The following is a 17882-nucleotide window of genomic DNA, read 5'->3' on the forward strand; positions in this document are numbered from 1 at the left end:
AATTCCACCTTCACAAAGAGACTTCAAAATCCCCGCTGGCCACAAACTTAAAAATAACACCCCGGAAATAGCTTTCACCGAGCAAGCAAGAAGGGACTTCTGCCAAAAGTCGATCGTTCTGAGGACTTATAAGATTGAATAAGTGAAGAATTAAAGAATGGGGAAGGACTGATGAGATAAGGGTTTCGAGCACGGGCCTACAGTTGCATTCTGTTTTTTAACTGGTATTACCTCACATCTTGCACCATTCTCAAGAACAGGCAAGATGCCTGTTCCACAAGAAAATCTACTCTTTGTGGAACAGGCATCTTGCCTGTTCCTAAAAGGCTAATTGAGAATGGTGCCAGATATAAGTATCACCCAACATCCCCTACAAATCCGAGCTCGACCGGGGGATTGGTGCGATGCGGCAAGTTCTAATTCGGTTGAAATCGGTTGCTGTTGCGGGACGGCCAAGCCCAACGGGATTTCCCAGACGTGTCACTACTCAAAGATAATTAACTAAGAACTGATAGCTCGCGGCCGACGAATTACAGCAGGCAAACTTTTTCTAGCGGACAATAGCGGTAGAGAGCTTTCTAAGCAAGGAGGATTTTATGCGTGCAGTGCTGATGGCTGGGGGATCGGGAACGAGGCTCAGACCCCTGACGTGCGATTTGCCCAAACCGATGGTGCCGATTCTGAATCGCCCGATCGCAGAACACATTATTAATTTGCTAAAAAGGCATCAGATTACGGAAATTATTGCCACGCTGCACTACCTTCCCGATGTCATGCGCGAATATTTTACTGACGGGGCAGAGTTTGGCGTTCAAATGACTTACGCTGTGGAGGAAGACCAACCGCTGGGTACGGCTGGTTGCGTCAAAAATATTGCTGAATTGCTCGATCGCACTTTTCTGGTCATCAGCGGCGACAGCATCACAGACTTCGACTTAACGGCAGCGATCAAATTTCACCGCAGTCAGCAATCCAAAGCCACGTTAATTTTAACTCGCGTTCCCAACCCGATGGAATTCGGGGTCGTGATTACCGAGGAAAATTACCGCATCAGTCGCTTTCTGGAAAAGCCTTCTAGCAGCGAAATTTTCTCCGATACTATCAATACCGGCATTTATATTTTAGAACCCGAAGTCTTGGATTACCTGCCGACACATCAGGAGTGCGACTTCTCGAAAGACTTGTTTCCCCTGCTACTGGAAAAAAACGAGCCGATGTACGGGTACATCGCCGAAGGTTACTGGTGCGATGTCGGCCAGCTAGATGTTTACCGGGAATCTCAGTACGACGCGCTGCGGGGAAAGGTCAAACTGGATTTGACCTACTACAACGAAGTTCGATCGGGACTTTGGGTAGGTCAGAATACTTTTATTGACGATAGCGCGATCGTCGAAGTACCGGTCATGATCGGCAGCAATTGCCGGATTGGAGCCCGAGTTAAAATCGATGCAGGTACTGTGATCGGAGATAACGTGACTGTCGGGGCCGATGCCAACCTCAAACGTCCCATCGTCTGGAACGGAGCAATTGTCGGTGAAGACGCTCATCTGAGGGCCTGCGTGATTTGCCGGAGCACCCGCGTAGACAGGCGCGCTCACGTCCTAGAAGGTGCTGTGGTCGGTTCAATGTCCATCGTGGGAGAAGAAGCACAAGTGGGGCCAAGCGTCCGCGTCTGGCCGAGCAAAAATATTGAATCCGGCGCTCTGTTAAATCAAAATTTAATTTGGGGAGAACAAGCTAAGCGGAATTTGTTCGGTCAGCGTGGCGTTCAAGGACTGGCAAATGTGGATGTTACCCCGGAATTTGCAGTGAAATTGGGCGCGGCTTATGGCTCGACTTTGAAACCCGGGACTGCGGTATCGGTTTCTCGTGACCAGCGGAGCATTTCGCGGATGGTTTCGAGGTCTTTGATTGCGGGTTTGATGTCGGTGGGAATTAATGTGGTCAATTTGGAATCGACGGCTATTCCGATCGCGCGCACGGTTTCGTCTACGATATCAATTGCTGGCGGCATTCACGTTCGCATTTCGCCCGATCGCTCCGACCACATTTTAATTGAATTCTTCGATATCAAAGGCATCAATATTACAAAAGGAGCTGAGAAAAAAATCGAGGGGGCTTATTTTAAGGAAGATTTGCGGCGTGCTCTAATTCCCGAAATTGGAGAGATGACGTACTTTAACCAAGCTCTCGATGTTTACAACCGCATTTTTGAGCGGCAGATGAATGTTGAGGCAATACGCTACAGCAATTCTAAGGTGGTAATCGATTACGTTTACGCGGTTTCTGGAGCAATTTTGCCGCAAATGCTCGCCAAGTTCGGCTGCGATGCGGTGGTGCTCAATGCCAGTCTCAAACAGACTTCTCTAAGCAACGGGGAACGGGAATATTTGCTTGACCAACTCGGCCGGGTGGTGAAAGCACTCAGCGCTAATTTTGGAGTGCAGGTATCGGCTAACGGCGAACAGCTCATTTTGGTAGATGAGTCTGGGATAGCGATTCGTGGGGAAATGCTGACGGCGTTGATGGTAAATTTGATGCTGACTTCTCATCCCAAAGGTACAGTAGTAGTACCGGTGCATGCGTCTTCTGCAGTCGAGGCGATCGCCCGACGCTATCAAAGCAAGGTAATCCGCACGAAGGCGAACCCAACTGCTTTGATGGAAGCTGCTAACAGGAACCCGAATGTGGTTTTGGGCGGCAGCGGCCTTATGGGTTTTATTTTCCCGCAGTTGCATCCCGGATTTGACGGAATGTTCTGCATTGCTAAAGTGATAGAAATGATGACGATTCAGGAGCGATCGCTCGGACAGATCAAGGCGGAACTTCCCCGCATCACCCACCGCAGTTACAGCGTCCGCTGTCCTTGGACTATCAAGGGTTCGCTGATGCGACATTTAGTAGAAACTCATTCGCCCGATCGTTTAGAATTATTAGATGGAGTGAAGATTTTTAACTACAGCGACGACAATTGGGTATTAGTTTTACCCGATGCTAGTGAACCGACCGTTCATATCTTCGCCAACAGTGAGGATCGAGATTGGGTATCTGAAACGTTGAAGGAGTACCGCGCCCTCGTTCACGATTTTGTCAGTCAAGCCGAGGCGGCGGTTCTCCAAGATAAATTTGGTAACGTGTAATCGGGAATTGGGCATTGGCCAAACAGGGCATTGGCAATGGGGAATTGGTAATGCAAAAGTAAAAAAATAAAATGCGTTATTTTAAGTTTTACCTTTTTACTTGAAAGTTCATGCCCAATTCCCAATCCCGAAGTCCCTGCGCGGGCCAATTCCCAATTCCCGATGCCCAATTCCCACTTCCCGATGCCCAATTCCCAATTACGCACAGATAACAGGTCACTAACCCCACCCTAAAAGGGATGGGGCTTGAAAGAGGGAGCAACACCCGCTTCTTAATTCAAGACTAAAACAGTGTCTAGCCTGCGTCTTCAAGACAAACTGAGCCATCTGGGAGTGGTATCCCAACTGACGTTAAGAATACCTCCCTAGTTTTTAACCGCTCGGATGTGCCAGTGGCGAAGGGAAATACAAACCTAGAAATAGGACTTACCGTAAATGTTTGTTCCAGTCTTAGATAGCGAAAACAGACCCTTAATGCCGACAACTCCAAGCAGGGCAAAGCGTTGGATTAAGTCGGGCAAGGCGACACCATTTTGGAAAAAAGGAGTGTTTTGCGTTCGACTCAACATAGAACCATCCAACACGCACCGCCAACCAATTGCAGTTGGTATCGATCCCGGATCGAAGCGAGAAGCGTTTACGGTTAAATCCAAAGCGCATACTTATCTCAACATTCAAACCCATGCTGTTGATTGGGTGAAAGACCATGTTGAGATCAGGCGAAATATGCGGCGCGCCAGGCGTTTTCGCAACACGCCATGCCGCAAAAACCGAGCCAACCGACTGGTCAACAAATATCGACTGCCTCCATCAACTAAGGCGAGGTGGCAGTGGAAATTAAGGATAGCTAAATGGCTGACTTTGATGTTCCCAATATCAACTTTCGTTGTAGAAGATATCAAAGCCCGAACCTGGAAAAACGCACGCAAGTGGAATGTATCGTTTAGTCCGCTAGGAGTAGGCAAGCAATGGTTCTATGCAGAGCTTGAGAAAATCGCTCGTGTTGAAACTAAGACGGGCAATGATACTTATGAATTACGTCAATTGAGTGAACTCCTCAAGTCAAAGCAGAAGCTATCAAACAAATTTGAGGCACACTGCGTTGATTCTTGGGTGCTAGCTAACTGGTGCGTTGGGGGGCATTTTAAACCCGATAACACTGCATTGATAGAAGTAATTCCTCTTGAGTTTCACAGACGCCAGTTACACCGATTGCAACACGCTCCGGGTCACATCCGTTCGAGGTATGGCGGCACTTTGAGTGCGGGATTCAAACGCGGTTCAATCGTCAAACACCGAAAGTATGGGTTTTGCTACGTAGGTGGCTGGCAAGAGTCGCCTACGAAGAAAGACCCAACTCGGAAAACAATTAGTTTGCACAGCTTAGGTACTGGCAAACGGTTGTGTCAAAATGCGTTGTCTGCGGATTGTAAGTTTTTGTCTTACAACTCGTGGCGCATTGCAAATTAATTGTAAAGCCGTCCTATAAGGACGGGGTTTCACACCCATTTTTCTGATGAATAGCTGCATTTTGATGGCGGAAATAATTCAACAACCGCAACTCCGTTATACTCCTGACAATCAACTTCAAATTGCTGAAATGCTGGTGCAGTTTCCAGGCCCAAAACCTGAAGATCCGCCCGAACATTTGAAAGTGATAGGATGGGGAAATTTTGCTCAAGAAATTCACGAGAAATATCACGAGGGCGATCGCGTGATTATTGAGGGGCGGCTGAGCATGAATACGATCGAAAGAGATGGTATTAAAGAAAAGCGCGCTGAACTGACAGCTCAAAGGATTTACAGTGTCGGGGCTGATGCAATGAGTTCGACTCCCCCAACTAGAACCGCCCCCGAACCGGCTCAAATTCGCGACACCGCTCCGGCTAATGTGCCGAGCAATGTAGTACCTTTAGGCTCGCGAAACCGCAGTTCTAACAGCGCTCCAGGTGGCGCTAACCGCACGTCTAGTTCGGATTGGAACTCGCATCAGTCTTCAAATTCTGAGTCCGATCGCCAGTCGGGTTCGTCTAACGAACCTGACAATCCCGATTACGATCCGATTCCATTTTAAAAATTAGGGTGCATCACTTTACGAGCGATCGCAAAACTTCGCCGTTCGATCGAAAGTGACGCACCTTAATTTAAGAGCGATCGCACTTCAGGAAAAAAGAGGGCGATCCTCTTCGAGGGCTGCACTAACGAATTTGGCCCAACTACGAGCTAAATTGCAAATTTTACAGCTCGATCGTCACAACTTTTTTCTTGCTTTTTTCGTCGCGCAGCACGACGGTATTGTAGGGTGATGTATCCGTCCCCAGCGGAATTTGCAGCTTAAAGGTGGTGCTCTTATGCTTAAGTTCCCCTAAATCAATGCTTTTCGTTATATTGCCATCTGTTGCCAGATAAGCGGTAAGTTCGCCTTTATAATCTTCAATCAAAAAGTCTCTGAAGAAAAGGACTTCCCCAGCACCCTCGACATCGATAGCAAGGATGACCGTACCGTTAAACGTTGCGCCTTTTTCTTCTTCATGAACCGTCGCCATTTTAATTTCCGAGGGGTCTTGACCGGACATATCTGGCATAAATTTTTTCTCCTGACTGAGCGCAATAATTAACAAGAATCGTACCTGATGCTAGGGGCGATCGCAAAACTCTGAGGACGTATTTCTGCATCGGTCTTGCTTCTGTCTGAGGTTAGAGAAGCCCGCGATCGCGCATTATATCACCAATTCTCTCAATTCTTGAATCAGTAAGGAATGAGAATTAAATAACTTCCACTCTTGAAAGTGGGATGGGCGTCCCGCCCGTCCTTTTTGGACGGGCGGGACGCCCATCCCACAATAACAATTAAAATTGTAAGTTATTTAATTCGCGATCCTAAGTACAGACTGTTAAAATTATCTCTAGAATACCCCCAAGTCTCGCAAACACCGCCGCGTTAATTCGATTCGATATTGAGCATCCTTAGTCTGGAGTTTTTAAGTGATTGGGTGGAGAATTAAGGCTGATGTTTCTGATAATTTAAGAGCGATCGCACTTGGCTCAATAAAGGGCGATCGCCCTAAAAAATTATTCTTTCCAGTAACGGGTTAAAATCCGCATTACTTCACCTGCGATTGGGGACGGTAAAGGCGGGCTCCATTCACCAACTTCAGCAAAACCTAAAACGTGTAGCAGATTGATGATGCTTTCTACTCCTTTGGGAATCCCGCAAATCAACAATCGGATCGGTTGCTTGCCGATGGGTGCGTCGGGAATTTCTTCGCGAAGGAGTTCGGGAACTGACTTTGGCTGTGATATCATGATTTTTAACTACGCAATAGTCGGATAGCGATCGCCCTTGAGTTTTCGAGGCAAAGGGGCGCTCGCTTTTCCGTTTGTACATCCTCAGCATAGTTCATTTTCTGAATTTAGTCAACTGCCAAGCTCAAATAATTTACCGTAGCGGTTAATTAAAGGATAGTGAAGGTTGCGGGATGGTAACATCAGCTTGCAAAGTCCAGGCTATTAATTGAGCATCAACAGTGGTCATCCGTTGGAAATTGGCAGTTGTAATGGCCGAGCGAAATATCAGCAATAAAGAGTTGGCTGCTTTGGTGGGAATGCACCCAACTTCGTTTTCGAGACTCAAAACCCGCCGTCGCCTCACGAGAATTGACGAATCCACTCTCAATGCTCTGTGCAAAGCGCTAAACTGCCAACCGGGCGATTTAATGGTGTATGAGGAAGACGAGCCCGATCGCACTTAAAAAACCGACTGCGATCGTTCGTAGTAAGGTTGACAGCGACGCACCCTACACATTCGAGCGCACAATTTCCACTGCAAAAACGCGAGCAAACTCAGCGACAAGGATCGATCGCACTCGATCGACCTCAATTCCGGGAATAAACTGCTCTAAACTGCCAACAGGTTTATCTGGAATCCCGCAAGGTACAATTTGCCCAAAACCGGCCAGATCCGGACAAACATTTAAAGCAAAACCGTGCATCGTAATCCAGCGGCTGACTTTAATGCCGATCGCACCTACCTTGCACCCATCCACCCAAACCCCAGTCATACCGGGAACCCGCGAACCCTTCAACCCCAAAACTTCCAGCACCCCCAGCAGCACTTCCTCCAACTGCCGCAAATACCAGTGCAAATCTTGTTGGTGACGGCGCAAATTTAAAATCGGATAGCCCACCAATTGGCCCGGACAGTGGTAAGTCACCTCGCCGCCCCGCTCAACTCGGTGCAGTTCCGACTGAGTTTGACTTGGGTCAAATTTCAGAAATTCCAGCTTTGATCCCAGTCCCAAAGTGTAGACCGGCGGGTGTTCCAGCAAAATCAGGACATCTGGCAAATCTGGCTTGTCGCGGCGTTCTTGCACAAGTTTTTGCTGGATTTCCCAAGCTTGGGAGTAGGGAACTTGTCCCCAATCGAGAAGCAAGCAGGGTTGTGCATTTAACTGTTGAGGGATGAGAGGAGAAATCATGCAAAAAAGTCAATAGTGTTATTACGGAATATTGGCCCAGCTTAAATCAAGAATTGTCAACATATAATAAAAGATTTGGAAGATAAGTGTTTTCGAGAATACATAGTGCTACTGTATAAAATATACCGAAGTTACAGAAGGGAGGGAGCTCTATGAAGCTTGTTATCCAGGGTAAAAATATAGAAATCACCGATGCGATTCGCGAGTACGTCAATCAAAAGGTTGAAAAGGCAGTTAGCCATTTTCAAAATTTGACTACAGAAGTGGACATACATCTATCGGTGGCTCGTAACCCCAGGATCAATCCTAAGCAGACTGCTGAGGTGACAATTTATGCTAACGGCAGCGTTATTCGGGCTGAAGAAAGCACGGAAAGCCTGTATGCCAGCATAGATTTGGTTGCCGACAAGATAGCTCGTCAACTGCGGAAATTTAAGGAAAAACGTCACGACAACAAAATCCAGAGTAGTGCCAAAACGGTTACGGTAGTTGAAGAACATCCTGTAGTAGCGGATCTGATTGGCGATCGAACTCCCGAACTTCCTGCTGAGGTTGTACGGACTAAGTATTTTGCTATGCCTCCAATGACTGTGCAACAAGCTTTGGAACAATTGCAGATTATCGATCACGATTTCTATATGTTCCGTAATGCGGAAACAGACGAAATTAACGTACTCTACGAACGCAAGACTCACGGTGGCTATGGAGTTATCCAACCCCGCCACAGCAACGGTAACGGTAATAGCAAAAATGGCAAAACTGCCGAAAGCGCTACATCTGAAAAATCGAGTGTTGCAAAAAGCTAGATAATTGCTGAGTGCTAATTGTTAATGGGTGCAAGCCGTTAGCAAAAAAGGACTAAAGTCCTTACTACGAACCACGAGTTTTTAGTAAGGACTTTAGTCCTTTCTTGTTTTTTAAGATAATGATTCGTAGTCAGGACTTGGGCGATATTTCCGAGAGAAAATGGATGAACAATTATGTTATTGGAGTTAAGACAATTAAAGATTCAGCCTGGTCAGCAATTACTGGTTGAGGATGTTAACTGGCAACAATTTGAAAGTATTTTGGCGGAATTGGGAGAACGTCGTGCTTCCCGACTTTCCTATAGTAACGGACGGTTAGAAATTATGGTTCCTCTGCCCGAACATGAAAAAGCCAAGGAAATTATTGGCGACATGGTAAAAATTTTGTTGGAAACACGACAAATAGCATTTGAGTCGTTAGGTTCCACAACGTTGAAAAATGAACGCATGAGTCAGGCTGTAGAACCGGATAGCTGTTTTTACATTCAAAATCAAGCAGCCGTTATCGGTAAAAATCGCCTTGATATGAGTGTTGATCCGCCCCCAGACTTAGCTATAGAAATTGATCTCACCTCTCGCACGCAGTTGGATAATTATCAAATTCTAGAAGTGCCGGAACTTTGGCGATACGCACGGCGAGGGCTACAAATCAACGTCTTGCAAGCCGAACAATATATTGAGTCTGATGTTAGTCCCACTTTCCCCAATATCCCCATTGTCGAACTGGTGAATCAGTACACTCAGCAGAGTCAAGTGGCGGGCAGAACCCACGCTATTCAAGCTTTTAAAAATTGGGTACGGGAAAACCTCTAGTCTGAGAACTTTCTTCCTCACTAAAAACCCTTAGTTCGCAGTCAGGAATTTAGTTTTTTCTGGTTTTTTTAGACAATGAGGGATGAGGACTTTTGCAGGGCGGTTTCATTTTCTTGTAGGGGCAAACCCCCCGTGGTTGCCCCGATGCCTGAAATTCCCCTGAAATCATCTGTGGCTGGGGGCGGGCACGGGGAGTAGGGGTCGCACCGCCCCTACAAAATCCTGGTTTTCCGTAGGGGCAATCCCCCCGTGGTTGCCCAGAAACAGCCCTGATGACTTTCGTCCTCACTACCAACAATATATTTAAGCAAATCCACCTAACTTTTAATAGCTTCCAAAGTTTTGAGTGCTTCGGCAACGTGTGCTTTGAAGTCTAACATGGAGTCAAAAATATGCTTGACAATGCCTTCTTTGTCAATGACATAAGTTACTCTACCGGGCATAATCCACAGGGTAGCTGGAACTCCATATAATTGCCGAACTTTGTTGCCAGTATCGCTCAGCAGTGTAAAGGGTAGCTGATATTTGGTGGCAAATTGTTGGTGCGATTGTTGAGTATCTTCGCTAATTCCTAGGACTTCTGCACCTGCGTCTTTGAAGACTTCGTAGCTATCTCGAAAAGCGCAAGCTTGGGTTGTGCATCCGGGTGTGTCGTCTTTGGGGTAAAAGTAGACTATGACGTTTTTTTTGCCTTTAAAATCTTTGAGGCTGACTGATGTGCCAGTTTGAGATGGTAAGGTAAAATCGGGTGCGGTGTCTCCTACTTTGACGGTCATGTTTTTTTAACTTAGTAGATCTGTTTGCTGGAAATTTTAACTTTTGTTATTGTACAGTTTTTTTGAGCAATAGTTCGCAGTTGCGATCGGGCGAGTCGGGAGTATCTGAGATGTTGCACCATTCTCAATAAGCTTTTTATGAACAGGCAAGATGCCTGTTCCACAAAGAGTGAATTTTATTGTGGAACAGGCATCTTGCCTGTTAAGCGAGAGTGGTGCAAGATGTGAGTTACTACTGAGATCTTGCACCATTCTCAATTAGCCGTAGGGGCGGGTTCGCCAACAGCCTTAAAGCTTGCAAATAGGTTCTATAAACCCGCCCGACCCCACGAAAAATCCTCTTATTGATATTGCTGCAAGATGTGAGTTACTACAAAGTTATTTGTTATCGGCCTTTAGTTAAATTTTTCAATTCCCGCCAGATTGGAGGAATTTGACCGGAGTGTGTGCGGGGCTGGGTGAGGATTCCTTGAGTGGGACTGAAGAGCAATGATAGCACAAATAACCCCGATGCAACTAAAACTATTGCGGGCCCGGATGGTAAGTTATAAAAGTAGCTGAGATACATTCCGCTAATGCTAGAAATAACTCCGATTATTGCGCCTAAAATCATTACTTGGTGCAGGCGAGTGACTAGGAGATAGGCGGTACTTGCGGGTGTAATTAATAGGGACAAAACTAGCACTACGCCCACGGCTTTGAGGCTGGCAACTATTGTGAGGGCGATGAGTACCATCAGTCCGAAGTTGAGCAGGTTTACTGGCAAACCTGTTGCTTGGGCTCCTAATGGATCGAATGTGTAAAATAGCAGTTCTTTGTAAAAGAATACTACAACTAATAAGACTACGGCGACTATGACGGCTGTGTCGATCGCATCTTCGACTGTAACGCCGAGGATGTTGCCGAAAAGAAAGTGGTTGAGGTCGATTTTGTTGTCTTTTTGGACGATCGTAATTAGGGTGATGCCGAGGGCGAAGAAGGCTGAAAATACGATGCCCATTGCGGCGTCTTCTTTGATTGTCGATCGAGCTTTGATCCAAGCTATGATGACTGTACTCAAAACTCCGGCAATGAACGCGCCGATAAAGATATTTCCTCCGAGGATAAATGCGATCGCCAATCCGGGCAAAACCGAGTGGCTGATGGCGTCTCCGAGCAAGGCCAGCCGCTGTACCATTAGGTAGCTGCCGACGATCGCGCAGACGATGCCGACGAGGATGGCAATTACGAGCGATCGCTGCATGAATCCATACTGCAACGGCTCAATTAAGGTTTGTATCATAAAATTATAAAATCACACCTAACTAATGACTAACAACCAAAGCAACCCGGTTCGATCTGAGATGTTGCACATTCTCAATAAGCTTTTTATGAACAGGCTTTTCGGCCTGTTCCACAAGAAAATTCACTCTTTGTGGAACAGGCATCTTGCCTGTTCTTGAGGCCTGTTCCACAAGAAAATTCACTCTTTGTGGAACAGGCATCTTGCCTGTTAAGCGAGAATGGTGCAAGATGTGAGTTGGATCTGAGATTTATCGTTGCCCAATTCAAGATTATCAAAAAAACCGCGTTCAAGAGTGTAACTCCTAGATTAATGACCAAGAATTTCTTGATGGTACCCGCCACGTGATTTATCCGTGGAATCCCAAATCGAAAATCGAAAATCCTCAAGAAAGAGCATTTATCCGTGGGGTCGCCTCGAAAATCTAAAATCTAAAATCTAAAATCTAAAATCGATTGACTGCTGGCTAATCAAGCTGCTTGTCCGGCAAAGAACATTACTTGTCCGCCGTAGGCGCGGTAAAGGTTTTCTTTTGTTAGCACTTCTTGGCGGGAACCAGCGGCAATCAATTCTGTATTTAGCAAAATTAAATCATCAAAATTGGTGATGGATTCGCCTAAGTCGTGGTTGACTACTAAGACGATTTTCCCGGCATTTGCTAGCTCGTGGAAGATGTCAAAAATGATATTTTGAGTTTTTTGGTCAACGCCGACAAACGGCTCATCAAAGCAGAAAATAGCAGCTTCTTGGGCTAAGGCTCTAGCTAGAAATACTCGCTGTTGCTGTCCGCCGGAAAGTTGTCCGATCGGTCGGTCTTGGTAAGCACTCATGCCTACTCTTTCTAAGGCATCGGCGGCAGTGCGGCGGCTAGCTGCTGAGAAGCGGCGGAACCATCCGGCTTTTCTGACTCTTCCCATCATCACGACATCCCAAACGGTGGCGGGATAGTTCCAGTCAATTTGCGATCGCTGGGGCACGTAGGCTACTGTTTCGAGTCGATCGGCGATCGCTTCTTCGCCCCAGGTAACAGTGCCGCGATCTGCGGGAATTAAGCCCAACATTGCTTTAATTAGGGTGCTTTTGCCGGCACCGTTGGGGCCAATAATACCCGTCAGCCTTCCCGGTTTGACGGAAAGATTGATATCTCTGAGTGCCTCTACCGTGCGGTAGTTTACTGCTAAGTGCTTAACAGCGATAATTTCAGTGTCCGTAGCGCTGTCTTTGAGGTGGCAAACCATTTTAGACCAAGGATTCTCGTTGGGGAAGGCTGCGGTATTCATGGGGGTGAGTCTATCTCCTTTTTATTAAGTTTACTGTAAAAATGAAAAGAATATGAAATCATCGGTAAATAGGAATAATCTGGAACGCACGAGAGGTAGATAATGGGACAGTGCAAGCTCGAAACCCCTCAAACCATAGGTTTGGTGGCGAAAATCTCAAGTCGGTTAACACTGATATCTTCCACCATGCTCAATAACAGGCAAGATGCCTGTTCCACAAAGAGTGAGTTTTCTTGTGGGGTGGGCATCCTGCCCGCCCAGAACGGGCAAGATGCCCGTTCCATAAAGAGTGAGTTTTCTTGTGGGGTGGGCATCCTGCCCGCCCAGAACGGGCAAGATGCCCGTTCCACAAAGAGTGAGTTTTCTTGTGGAACAGGCATCTTGCCTGTTCCTAAGCAAGTAATTGAGAAGGGTGTCAGATGTGAATTAAAACCGACGGCAATTGTGAAGCAATCCGATAAAGGAGAGTTTAGCGGTGAGTGGGGGATTGAAACCTCCCGCCCTGGATTGAACAAGTCCAAGGCATTTTGGATTAGAACTATTGCTTGCGGCATTTTGACTGTGGGTTTATTTAGTTGCGCTCAAACCCAGACCAATAGCCTCTCTCCAGAGGCAGATGCTAAACCCAAGGTAGTTGCTACCAGCACAATTATTGAGGATTTGACCGATCGACTAGCGGGCGGCGAAGTTCAGTTAACAGGAATTTTGCAGCCGGGAACCGATCCTCACGTTTACGAACCGGTGCCAAAAGATTCTCAAGCTTTAGAAGAAGCCAACTTAATTTTGTATAACGGTTACAATTTGGAACCGGGATTAATTAGGATGATGAATGCCGCCGGAATTAAGGCGCGGAAATTAGCAGTGGGGGAAGTTGTCAAGCCTTTGCTACTGAATAAAGAAGGCAATACTGTACCCGATCCGCACGTTTGGGGAAATGTGGAAAATGCCGTTCAAATGGTAGAAGCGATTCGGGATGCGCTAATCGAACTATCGCCGGAAGATCGGGAGAAGTTTACGCAGAATGCTGTGAAACTTACTGAAGAGTTAAAACGTTTGGATAGTTGGATCGAACAAGAGATTAAAACTATTCCCGAAAAGCAGCGCAAATTAGTCACAAGTCACGATGCTTTTCAATATTACAGCCGCGCCTACGGATTGGGAGAGGCTAACAGTTTGATCGGGATTAGTACCGAGGAACAGCCGAGCGCTCAAACCGTGCAAAAGTTAGTAGAATCGGTGAAATCTGCGGGAGTTCCTGCTATTTTTGGGGAGACGACAATTAACCCACAACTAATTAAAACAGTGGCGGAGGAAGCGGGGGTGAAATTGGCGGCGCAGCAACTTTATTCGGATTCGATTGGGGCGCCCGGAAGCGAGGGCGATTCTTATGTGAAAATGATGTCGGCTAATACTCGCGCCATCGTCGAAGCTTTGGGGGGGAAATCCACGCCGTTTGAAGTTAGCAAGTAGCAAGTATGGTGCGTCATAAGAGTTTTATTTTCTGTGCGGATAGGGTGACAGCTAACTGATAGCCGTTTCCAACAAGAATGCAACTGTAGGTAATATCTAAACCCCAATAGTCAGCATTCATTCCCAATCTAAAATCTAAAATCTAAAATCGTCTGACGCACCTACAAGTTTCAGTTTACCTGCTTCGACAAAATTAAATTAAGCACGTTTAATTCGTTGGAACTTAAAAGATATTTATCTGTAAAAATCTTTTCTCGACTTTGCTCTAAACTGTAGCTTCTAAACACGATAAATGGAAAGTCTTGATACTTGTGCCCGATCGGCATTACACTGTCTGCAGGGTAGATCGATCGCACATAAGCCGACAAAATATCCCGAAATCGCCTGTCTTCCGGTTCTTCCAGCCTGCTGTCAGCAAAATACTCCTGCATTTCCTCCCCGCTGACAAAAGCAAACAGCGGTATGGCATAATAGCGATCGAACTGCTGACTCTGCTCTTCAAAATACTGAGTTTTCTCGACTTCGCTGTTGAGAAATTGCAAAAGCTCGATCGCACCTCCTCTTATAGCCGATCGTACATTCTCCGGGTACGACTCGCTATCCCTGATCCGATACATTTTTTGCAGCAACTGATTATCTACACACTTCTGAATTTGTTCGCGTAGCCGCATCTGGTATTTTTCCAGCAAATTTTGCTTAGCTAGAGGCACTACCAACAAACTACCACAAATATGAGCAGTCTCTAAATTATCATAACTCAGCAAACCATCTAACGGATTGCACTTCTCCAAAAACTTCTTGTTAAAATCATCCCGCATTTCCAGGTAGGAATTGCCCTTGTAACGAGAGTTATCAGAATTTGTCAAAACAAACTCCCCACGACCCAAAAGCTCTTCTAAACTCGTATAAACCTCCTTTAGCAACCTATTTCCTCGGATGCTTTCGCTCTTGAGCGTTTTAATTAGAGAAGCCATCTTGTTACTAAAAGTATCCCCCACCGCAGAAACCGACTTACCACCAATCGGAATCATCAAAAACTTTTCCCTACCTAAATTCCCGTAGCCGACAATTCGCGTCATCACCGCAGTCTTCAGAATTAGCAGTAAATTCAACAAACTCAATTTGCTTTCTTGCAGGGAAAGTTCCGCATCCTCAGCATAGTAAACTGCTGTATCAGATAGGTAAAAAACCAATTCTTTGTCTTCACCATCAAGGGTTTTACCGTTGTCATATTCTCCGCGTCCCCGATAAATCACCTGTATGATTTCCATCAGATTTTTCTCAATTTGGAAGCGGGGAATATCAACTAAAATATGTTTGGTTTTCGGGAAAGAAAGTCCGCGACTTCCCGATGCAGTCATAAAGATTACTTTAGCTGTATTTTTGCACTTTTGTATTTGCTCCTTCTCCTCTTCCGAGATATTCGCGTGGACTTCCAGATAATCGATAAACTGCTCAAACTTTTCGCGACTATCTTTAATTTTTTCAATTAATTCGGCCAATCTTTGCTTGTTCTGAATGTATACTATAATTTGTTCCACACCTGGGATTGCTAATCGCTGAGTGATATCCTCAATTATTTCAGACTGGACCCGCTTTACTAAATTACTATTCTGTTTTAAAGGCGCATCTTCCTGATACTTAACACTTTCTACAAATACTTTGTAAGTTATTTTTAAACTGCGCGCAGGGTAGGAATTTGCATTGATAACTTTAGCCGCTAACCGTTTAAATTCAAAGGGTAGGACTTGCAAAGGCGGGATTTTCTGAGCATTTTTATCTACATTTTTGAAATAAATTTTATCCGGTTCCGGCGAGGTATCGCTTAAGTGCTGTTTGATGACATCGGGGTCAACAATTGAAGCATCTGCTACAATAATTTTAGTATTAAAACCGTGCCGCTTATCCGCCAACTCATAATCTTGGACAATTTCCGTAATTCCTGACAAAAACTCCACACCCCCATCATCTCCTGTGACTTCATCTATCATGATGAATAAGTGTTTAATCCTGCGGGATATTTCCTGCATCTTAGCAGAAACAACTTTTCCTGTCCGTTTATTGACAACATCTTGAAATATCTTTGCAAAGTGTTTTAGAGTATTTTCTCCGTTTTCAGTTGCTTTCAAAGACTGGATAGAAACCGTGGCGATAATATTATTAGAAATTTCACCATTATTAATCAGGGCATAAACTGCATCACAAGTGCTGTTTAGCACTCCCAGAGTTTTGATATTGGTTGGTTGAAGTACGGTTTCCCCTTTTCTTTCAATTTGCCGCTGGTGATATTCTCTTCTCTGATTTTGTGGATTGTCTTTGAGGAAACGAACAGTTTTTTCTGTAAAATTGTCATTGCGATTATTTGATTGGTACTTAATGGTACGCCGTCCCCCATTGCTGGCAATAATATCAGAGTTTGTGTTAATAGAAAAAAGGCGATTGTCGCACAGCAATCCTGTTGTTTTGTCTTTGAATTTCTCGATAATATCTAAGTTTACTTGCTTGCGGGGACTGACGTAGAAAAATAGGAAACCGTCCTCGATATGGCTTTTGAGAAATTGGGCGATCGCAGTTGTTTTACCTATTCCCGGATTCCCAGTCAGAAAAACGTAAGTTTCATCAGATTCCAGTGCTTTGACAATTAATTCAGCGTGAGCATTTCTCAGATGCGATCCGCGATCGACTTGCAAATCATCTGCCAGTTGATCTGATATAATATCGATGGAATTAGCAAAACCCTCAATCCGCTCAGTATGAGGTATAAAACTAGCATCTTTCCCGATTGCTAACAAATCATCAACAAACTTCCTGCCTTCTTTAAAACTGTGAGCCGCGTTGATTTGGATGACTTTGAAAACTTCGCTCCGAGCAATGTTAATATCTTTATATGTATCTTTCTTTTTGTAGATTTGTGAACAAGTTGACAAAAAGTTAATTTTGTCTTTATTAATGGAAATGGCATTAATAGTGCGATCGCTATAACCGACTACATTAAACAATACCTCAGCATTGCTTGAAAGTATACCTGTTTTCTGCAAAAAATTATAGAAACTGTGAGTGTAGCTACCCGCTTGAATTAACTTAGTGGTTTCCTTATCATGATAATTAAAAGCTTTAAAATAGTCTTGCAACTCTTGTGAAAAATCAATTCCTAAAGTGCTGGTATCAATTCCCAAATTAGAAAACACACTTTTCGATCGCAAATAGCTAATTTCTCTCCCCAACAGTTTCCGCATCACCTCAACTTCATGTAAATCAGGCACTTCAGCAGCAGCCGGAGAAAACACAGACAAATCAACACACAAGATTCTAAAATTCTTACCTTTCTGTAGCAGCAAAAGCGTATCCGCCCACAGGAATTCACCCGTTTTTGAGTAGCGATTGATGTACAAATTAATATCAGAAGTTGATAAACTAGGTTTCAGGGATTTGAGTTGCAGTAAAACTTCTTTAAAACCTTCTTCATCCTTTTTAGCATAAGTTCCAATGCTGTTAGTTTTAGTAAAACTGCACTGATAGTACAAAATTTTTAAATTCTGTGGTTTTCCACCAATAGCTTTCAGGTACTCCCGGAAAAAACTTAAGCCGCCCAAAAAGCCTTTTTTTAGATAAAACAAGCTCCATTTTTTAACTATTTTAATGTTTAAACTGCTTGGAATGTTATGCGAATTGATAATTTCGGCTACCATCTTGGAAAACTCAATCTGCTGCAAATCTAGGCGGTAAGAATCGCCGAAATTGTGAGAAATTTTTTGCTGCTGAATGCAAGTCAGAATTCCAATATTAAATCCTACTTCAAAGAGGCGACCGAAGTTTGCTGCTATCATTATTTTAGAC

The 17882-nt window shown here is 44.9% G+C and carries 16 protein-coding genes; 7 read left to right on the forward strand and 9 right to left on the reverse strand.

Annotated features, from left to right (window positions below; genetic code table 11):
- The first annotated feature begins 596 nt into the window (after window positions 1–596).
- From QT992_RS03410 to QT992_RS03420, 3 genes are all read left to right on the forward strand, one after another.
- The gene (locus QT992_RS03410) at window positions 597–3140 is read left to right on the forward strand and encodes a mannose-1-phosphate guanyltransferase (protein WP_333320924.1); all 2544 of its coding nucleotides are present in this window, start codon (window positions 597–599) and stop codon (window positions 3138–3140) included.
- A gap of 435 nt (window positions 3141–3575) precedes the next feature.
- On the forward strand, window positions 3576–4610 hold the full coding sequence (locus QT992_RS03415) for an RRXRR domain-containing protein (protein ID WP_333143060.1): 1035 nt from the start codon (window positions 3576–3578) through the stop codon (window positions 4608–4610).
- Window positions 4611–4656: 46 nt separating this feature from the next.
- Entirely contained in the window at window positions 4657–5214 is a 558-nt protein-coding gene (locus QT992_RS03420; protein ID WP_333341798.1) for a single-stranded DNA-binding protein, read from the forward strand.
- A gap of 163 nt (window positions 5215–5377) precedes the next feature.
- Here QT992_RS03420 and QT992_RS03425 read toward each other — a convergent pair whose 3' ends face one another.
- Both QT992_RS03425 and QT992_RS03430 read right to left on the reverse strand, forming a co-directional pair.
- Entirely contained in the window at window positions 5378–5725 is a 348-nt protein-coding gene (locus tag QT992_RS03425; protein WP_333320380.1) for a hypothetical protein, read from the reverse strand.
- Between the two features lie 487 nt (window positions 5726–6212).
- A complete protein-coding gene (locus tag QT992_RS03430) occupies window positions 6213–6446 on the reverse strand; it encodes a hypothetical protein (RefSeq protein ID WP_333240133.1) in 234 nt (77 codons plus the stop codon).
- 221 nt (window positions 6447–6667) lie between these two features.
- On the opposite strand from QT992_RS03430, the gene QT992_RS03435 reads away from it, so the two are divergent.
- Window positions 6668–6892, forward strand: a complete 225-nt coding sequence (locus tag QT992_RS03435; protein WP_333107432.1) for a helix-turn-helix domain-containing protein — start codon at window positions 6668–6670, stop codon at window positions 6890–6892.
- 45 nt (window positions 6893–6937) lie between these two features.
- On the opposite strand, the gene lipB is transcribed toward QT992_RS03435, so the two are convergent.
- Window positions 6938–7618: a lipoyl(octanoyl) transferase LipB gene (lipB, locus tag QT992_RS03440; protein ID WP_333335090.1), complete on the reverse strand. Its 681-nt coding sequence runs from the start codon at window positions 7616–7618 to the stop codon at window positions 6938–6940.
- A gap of 152 nt (window positions 7619–7770) precedes the next feature.
- Here lipB and hpf point away from each other — a divergent pair, with 152 nt between their 5' ends.
- Window positions 7771–8424 carry a ribosome hibernation-promoting factor, HPF/YfiA family gene (hpf, locus tag QT992_RS03445; RefSeq protein WP_333320384.1) on the forward strand — a complete coding sequence of 218 codons (654 nt, stop codon included), beginning with the start codon at window positions 7771–7773 and terminating at the stop codon, window positions 8422–8424.
- Between the two features lie 174 nt (window positions 8425–8598).
- The gene (locus QT992_RS03450) at window positions 8599–9237 is read left to right on the forward strand and encodes a Uma2 family endonuclease (RefSeq protein WP_333320386.1); all 639 of its coding nucleotides are present in this window, start codon (window positions 8599–8601) and stop codon (window positions 9235–9237) included.
- Between the two features lie 317 nt (window positions 9238–9554).
- On the opposite strand, the gene QT992_RS03455 is transcribed toward QT992_RS03450, so the two are convergent.
- The 5 genes from QT992_RS03455 to QT992_RS03475 all read right to left on the reverse strand — a co-directional run bounded on the left by QT992_RS03455 (window position 9555) and on the right by QT992_RS03475 (window position 12955).
- Entirely contained in the window at window positions 9555–10013 is a 459-nt protein-coding gene (locus QT992_RS03455) for a peroxiredoxin (RefSeq protein WP_333320388.1), read from the reverse strand.
- A 385-nt stretch (window positions 10014–10398) separates the two neighbouring features.
- Window positions 10399–11295 carry a metal ABC transporter permease gene (locus QT992_RS03460; protein WP_333335093.1) on the reverse strand — a complete coding sequence of 299 codons (897 nt, stop codon included), beginning with the start codon at window positions 11293–11295 and terminating at the stop codon, window positions 10399–10401.
- A 22-nt stretch (window positions 11296–11317) separates the two neighbouring features.
- Entirely contained in the window at window positions 11318–11497 is a 180-nt protein-coding gene (locus tag QT992_RS03465; RefSeq protein WP_333335094.1) for a hypothetical protein, read from the reverse strand.
- Window positions 11498–11765: 268 nt separating this feature from the next.
- A complete protein-coding gene (locus tag QT992_RS03470; protein ID WP_333335097.1) occupies window positions 11766–12575 on the reverse strand; it encodes a metal ABC transporter ATP-binding protein in 810 nt (269 codons plus the stop codon).
- Window positions 12576–12703: 128 nt separating this feature from the next.
- Window positions 12704–12955, reverse strand: a complete 252-nt coding sequence (locus QT992_RS03475) for a hypothetical protein (RefSeq protein ID WP_333335098.1) — start codon at window positions 12953–12955, stop codon at window positions 12704–12706.
- A gap of 160 nt (window positions 12956–13115) precedes the next feature.
- Between QT992_RS03475 and QT992_RS03480 the strand changes: the two genes are divergently transcribed.
- A complete protein-coding gene (locus QT992_RS03480) occupies window positions 13116–14045 on the forward strand; it encodes a metal ABC transporter substrate-binding protein (protein ID WP_445305281.1) in 930 nt (309 codons plus the stop codon).
- A gap of 170 nt (window positions 14046–14215) precedes the next feature.
- Here the strand turns inward: QT992_RS03480 and QT992_RS03485 are convergent, their stop codons facing one another.
- The gene (locus tag QT992_RS03485) at window positions 14216–17872 is read right to left on the reverse strand and encodes an ATP-binding protein (protein ID WP_333335101.1); all 3657 of its coding nucleotides are present in this window, start codon (window positions 17870–17872) and stop codon (window positions 14216–14218) included.
- Between the last annotated feature and the right edge of the window lie 10 nt (window positions 17873–17882).

It is taken from the genome of Microcoleus sp. T3_D1, from assembly GCF_036700405.1.
Taxonomy (GTDB): Bacteria; Cyanobacteriota; Cyanobacteriia; order Cyanobacteriales; family Microcoleaceae; genus Microcoleus.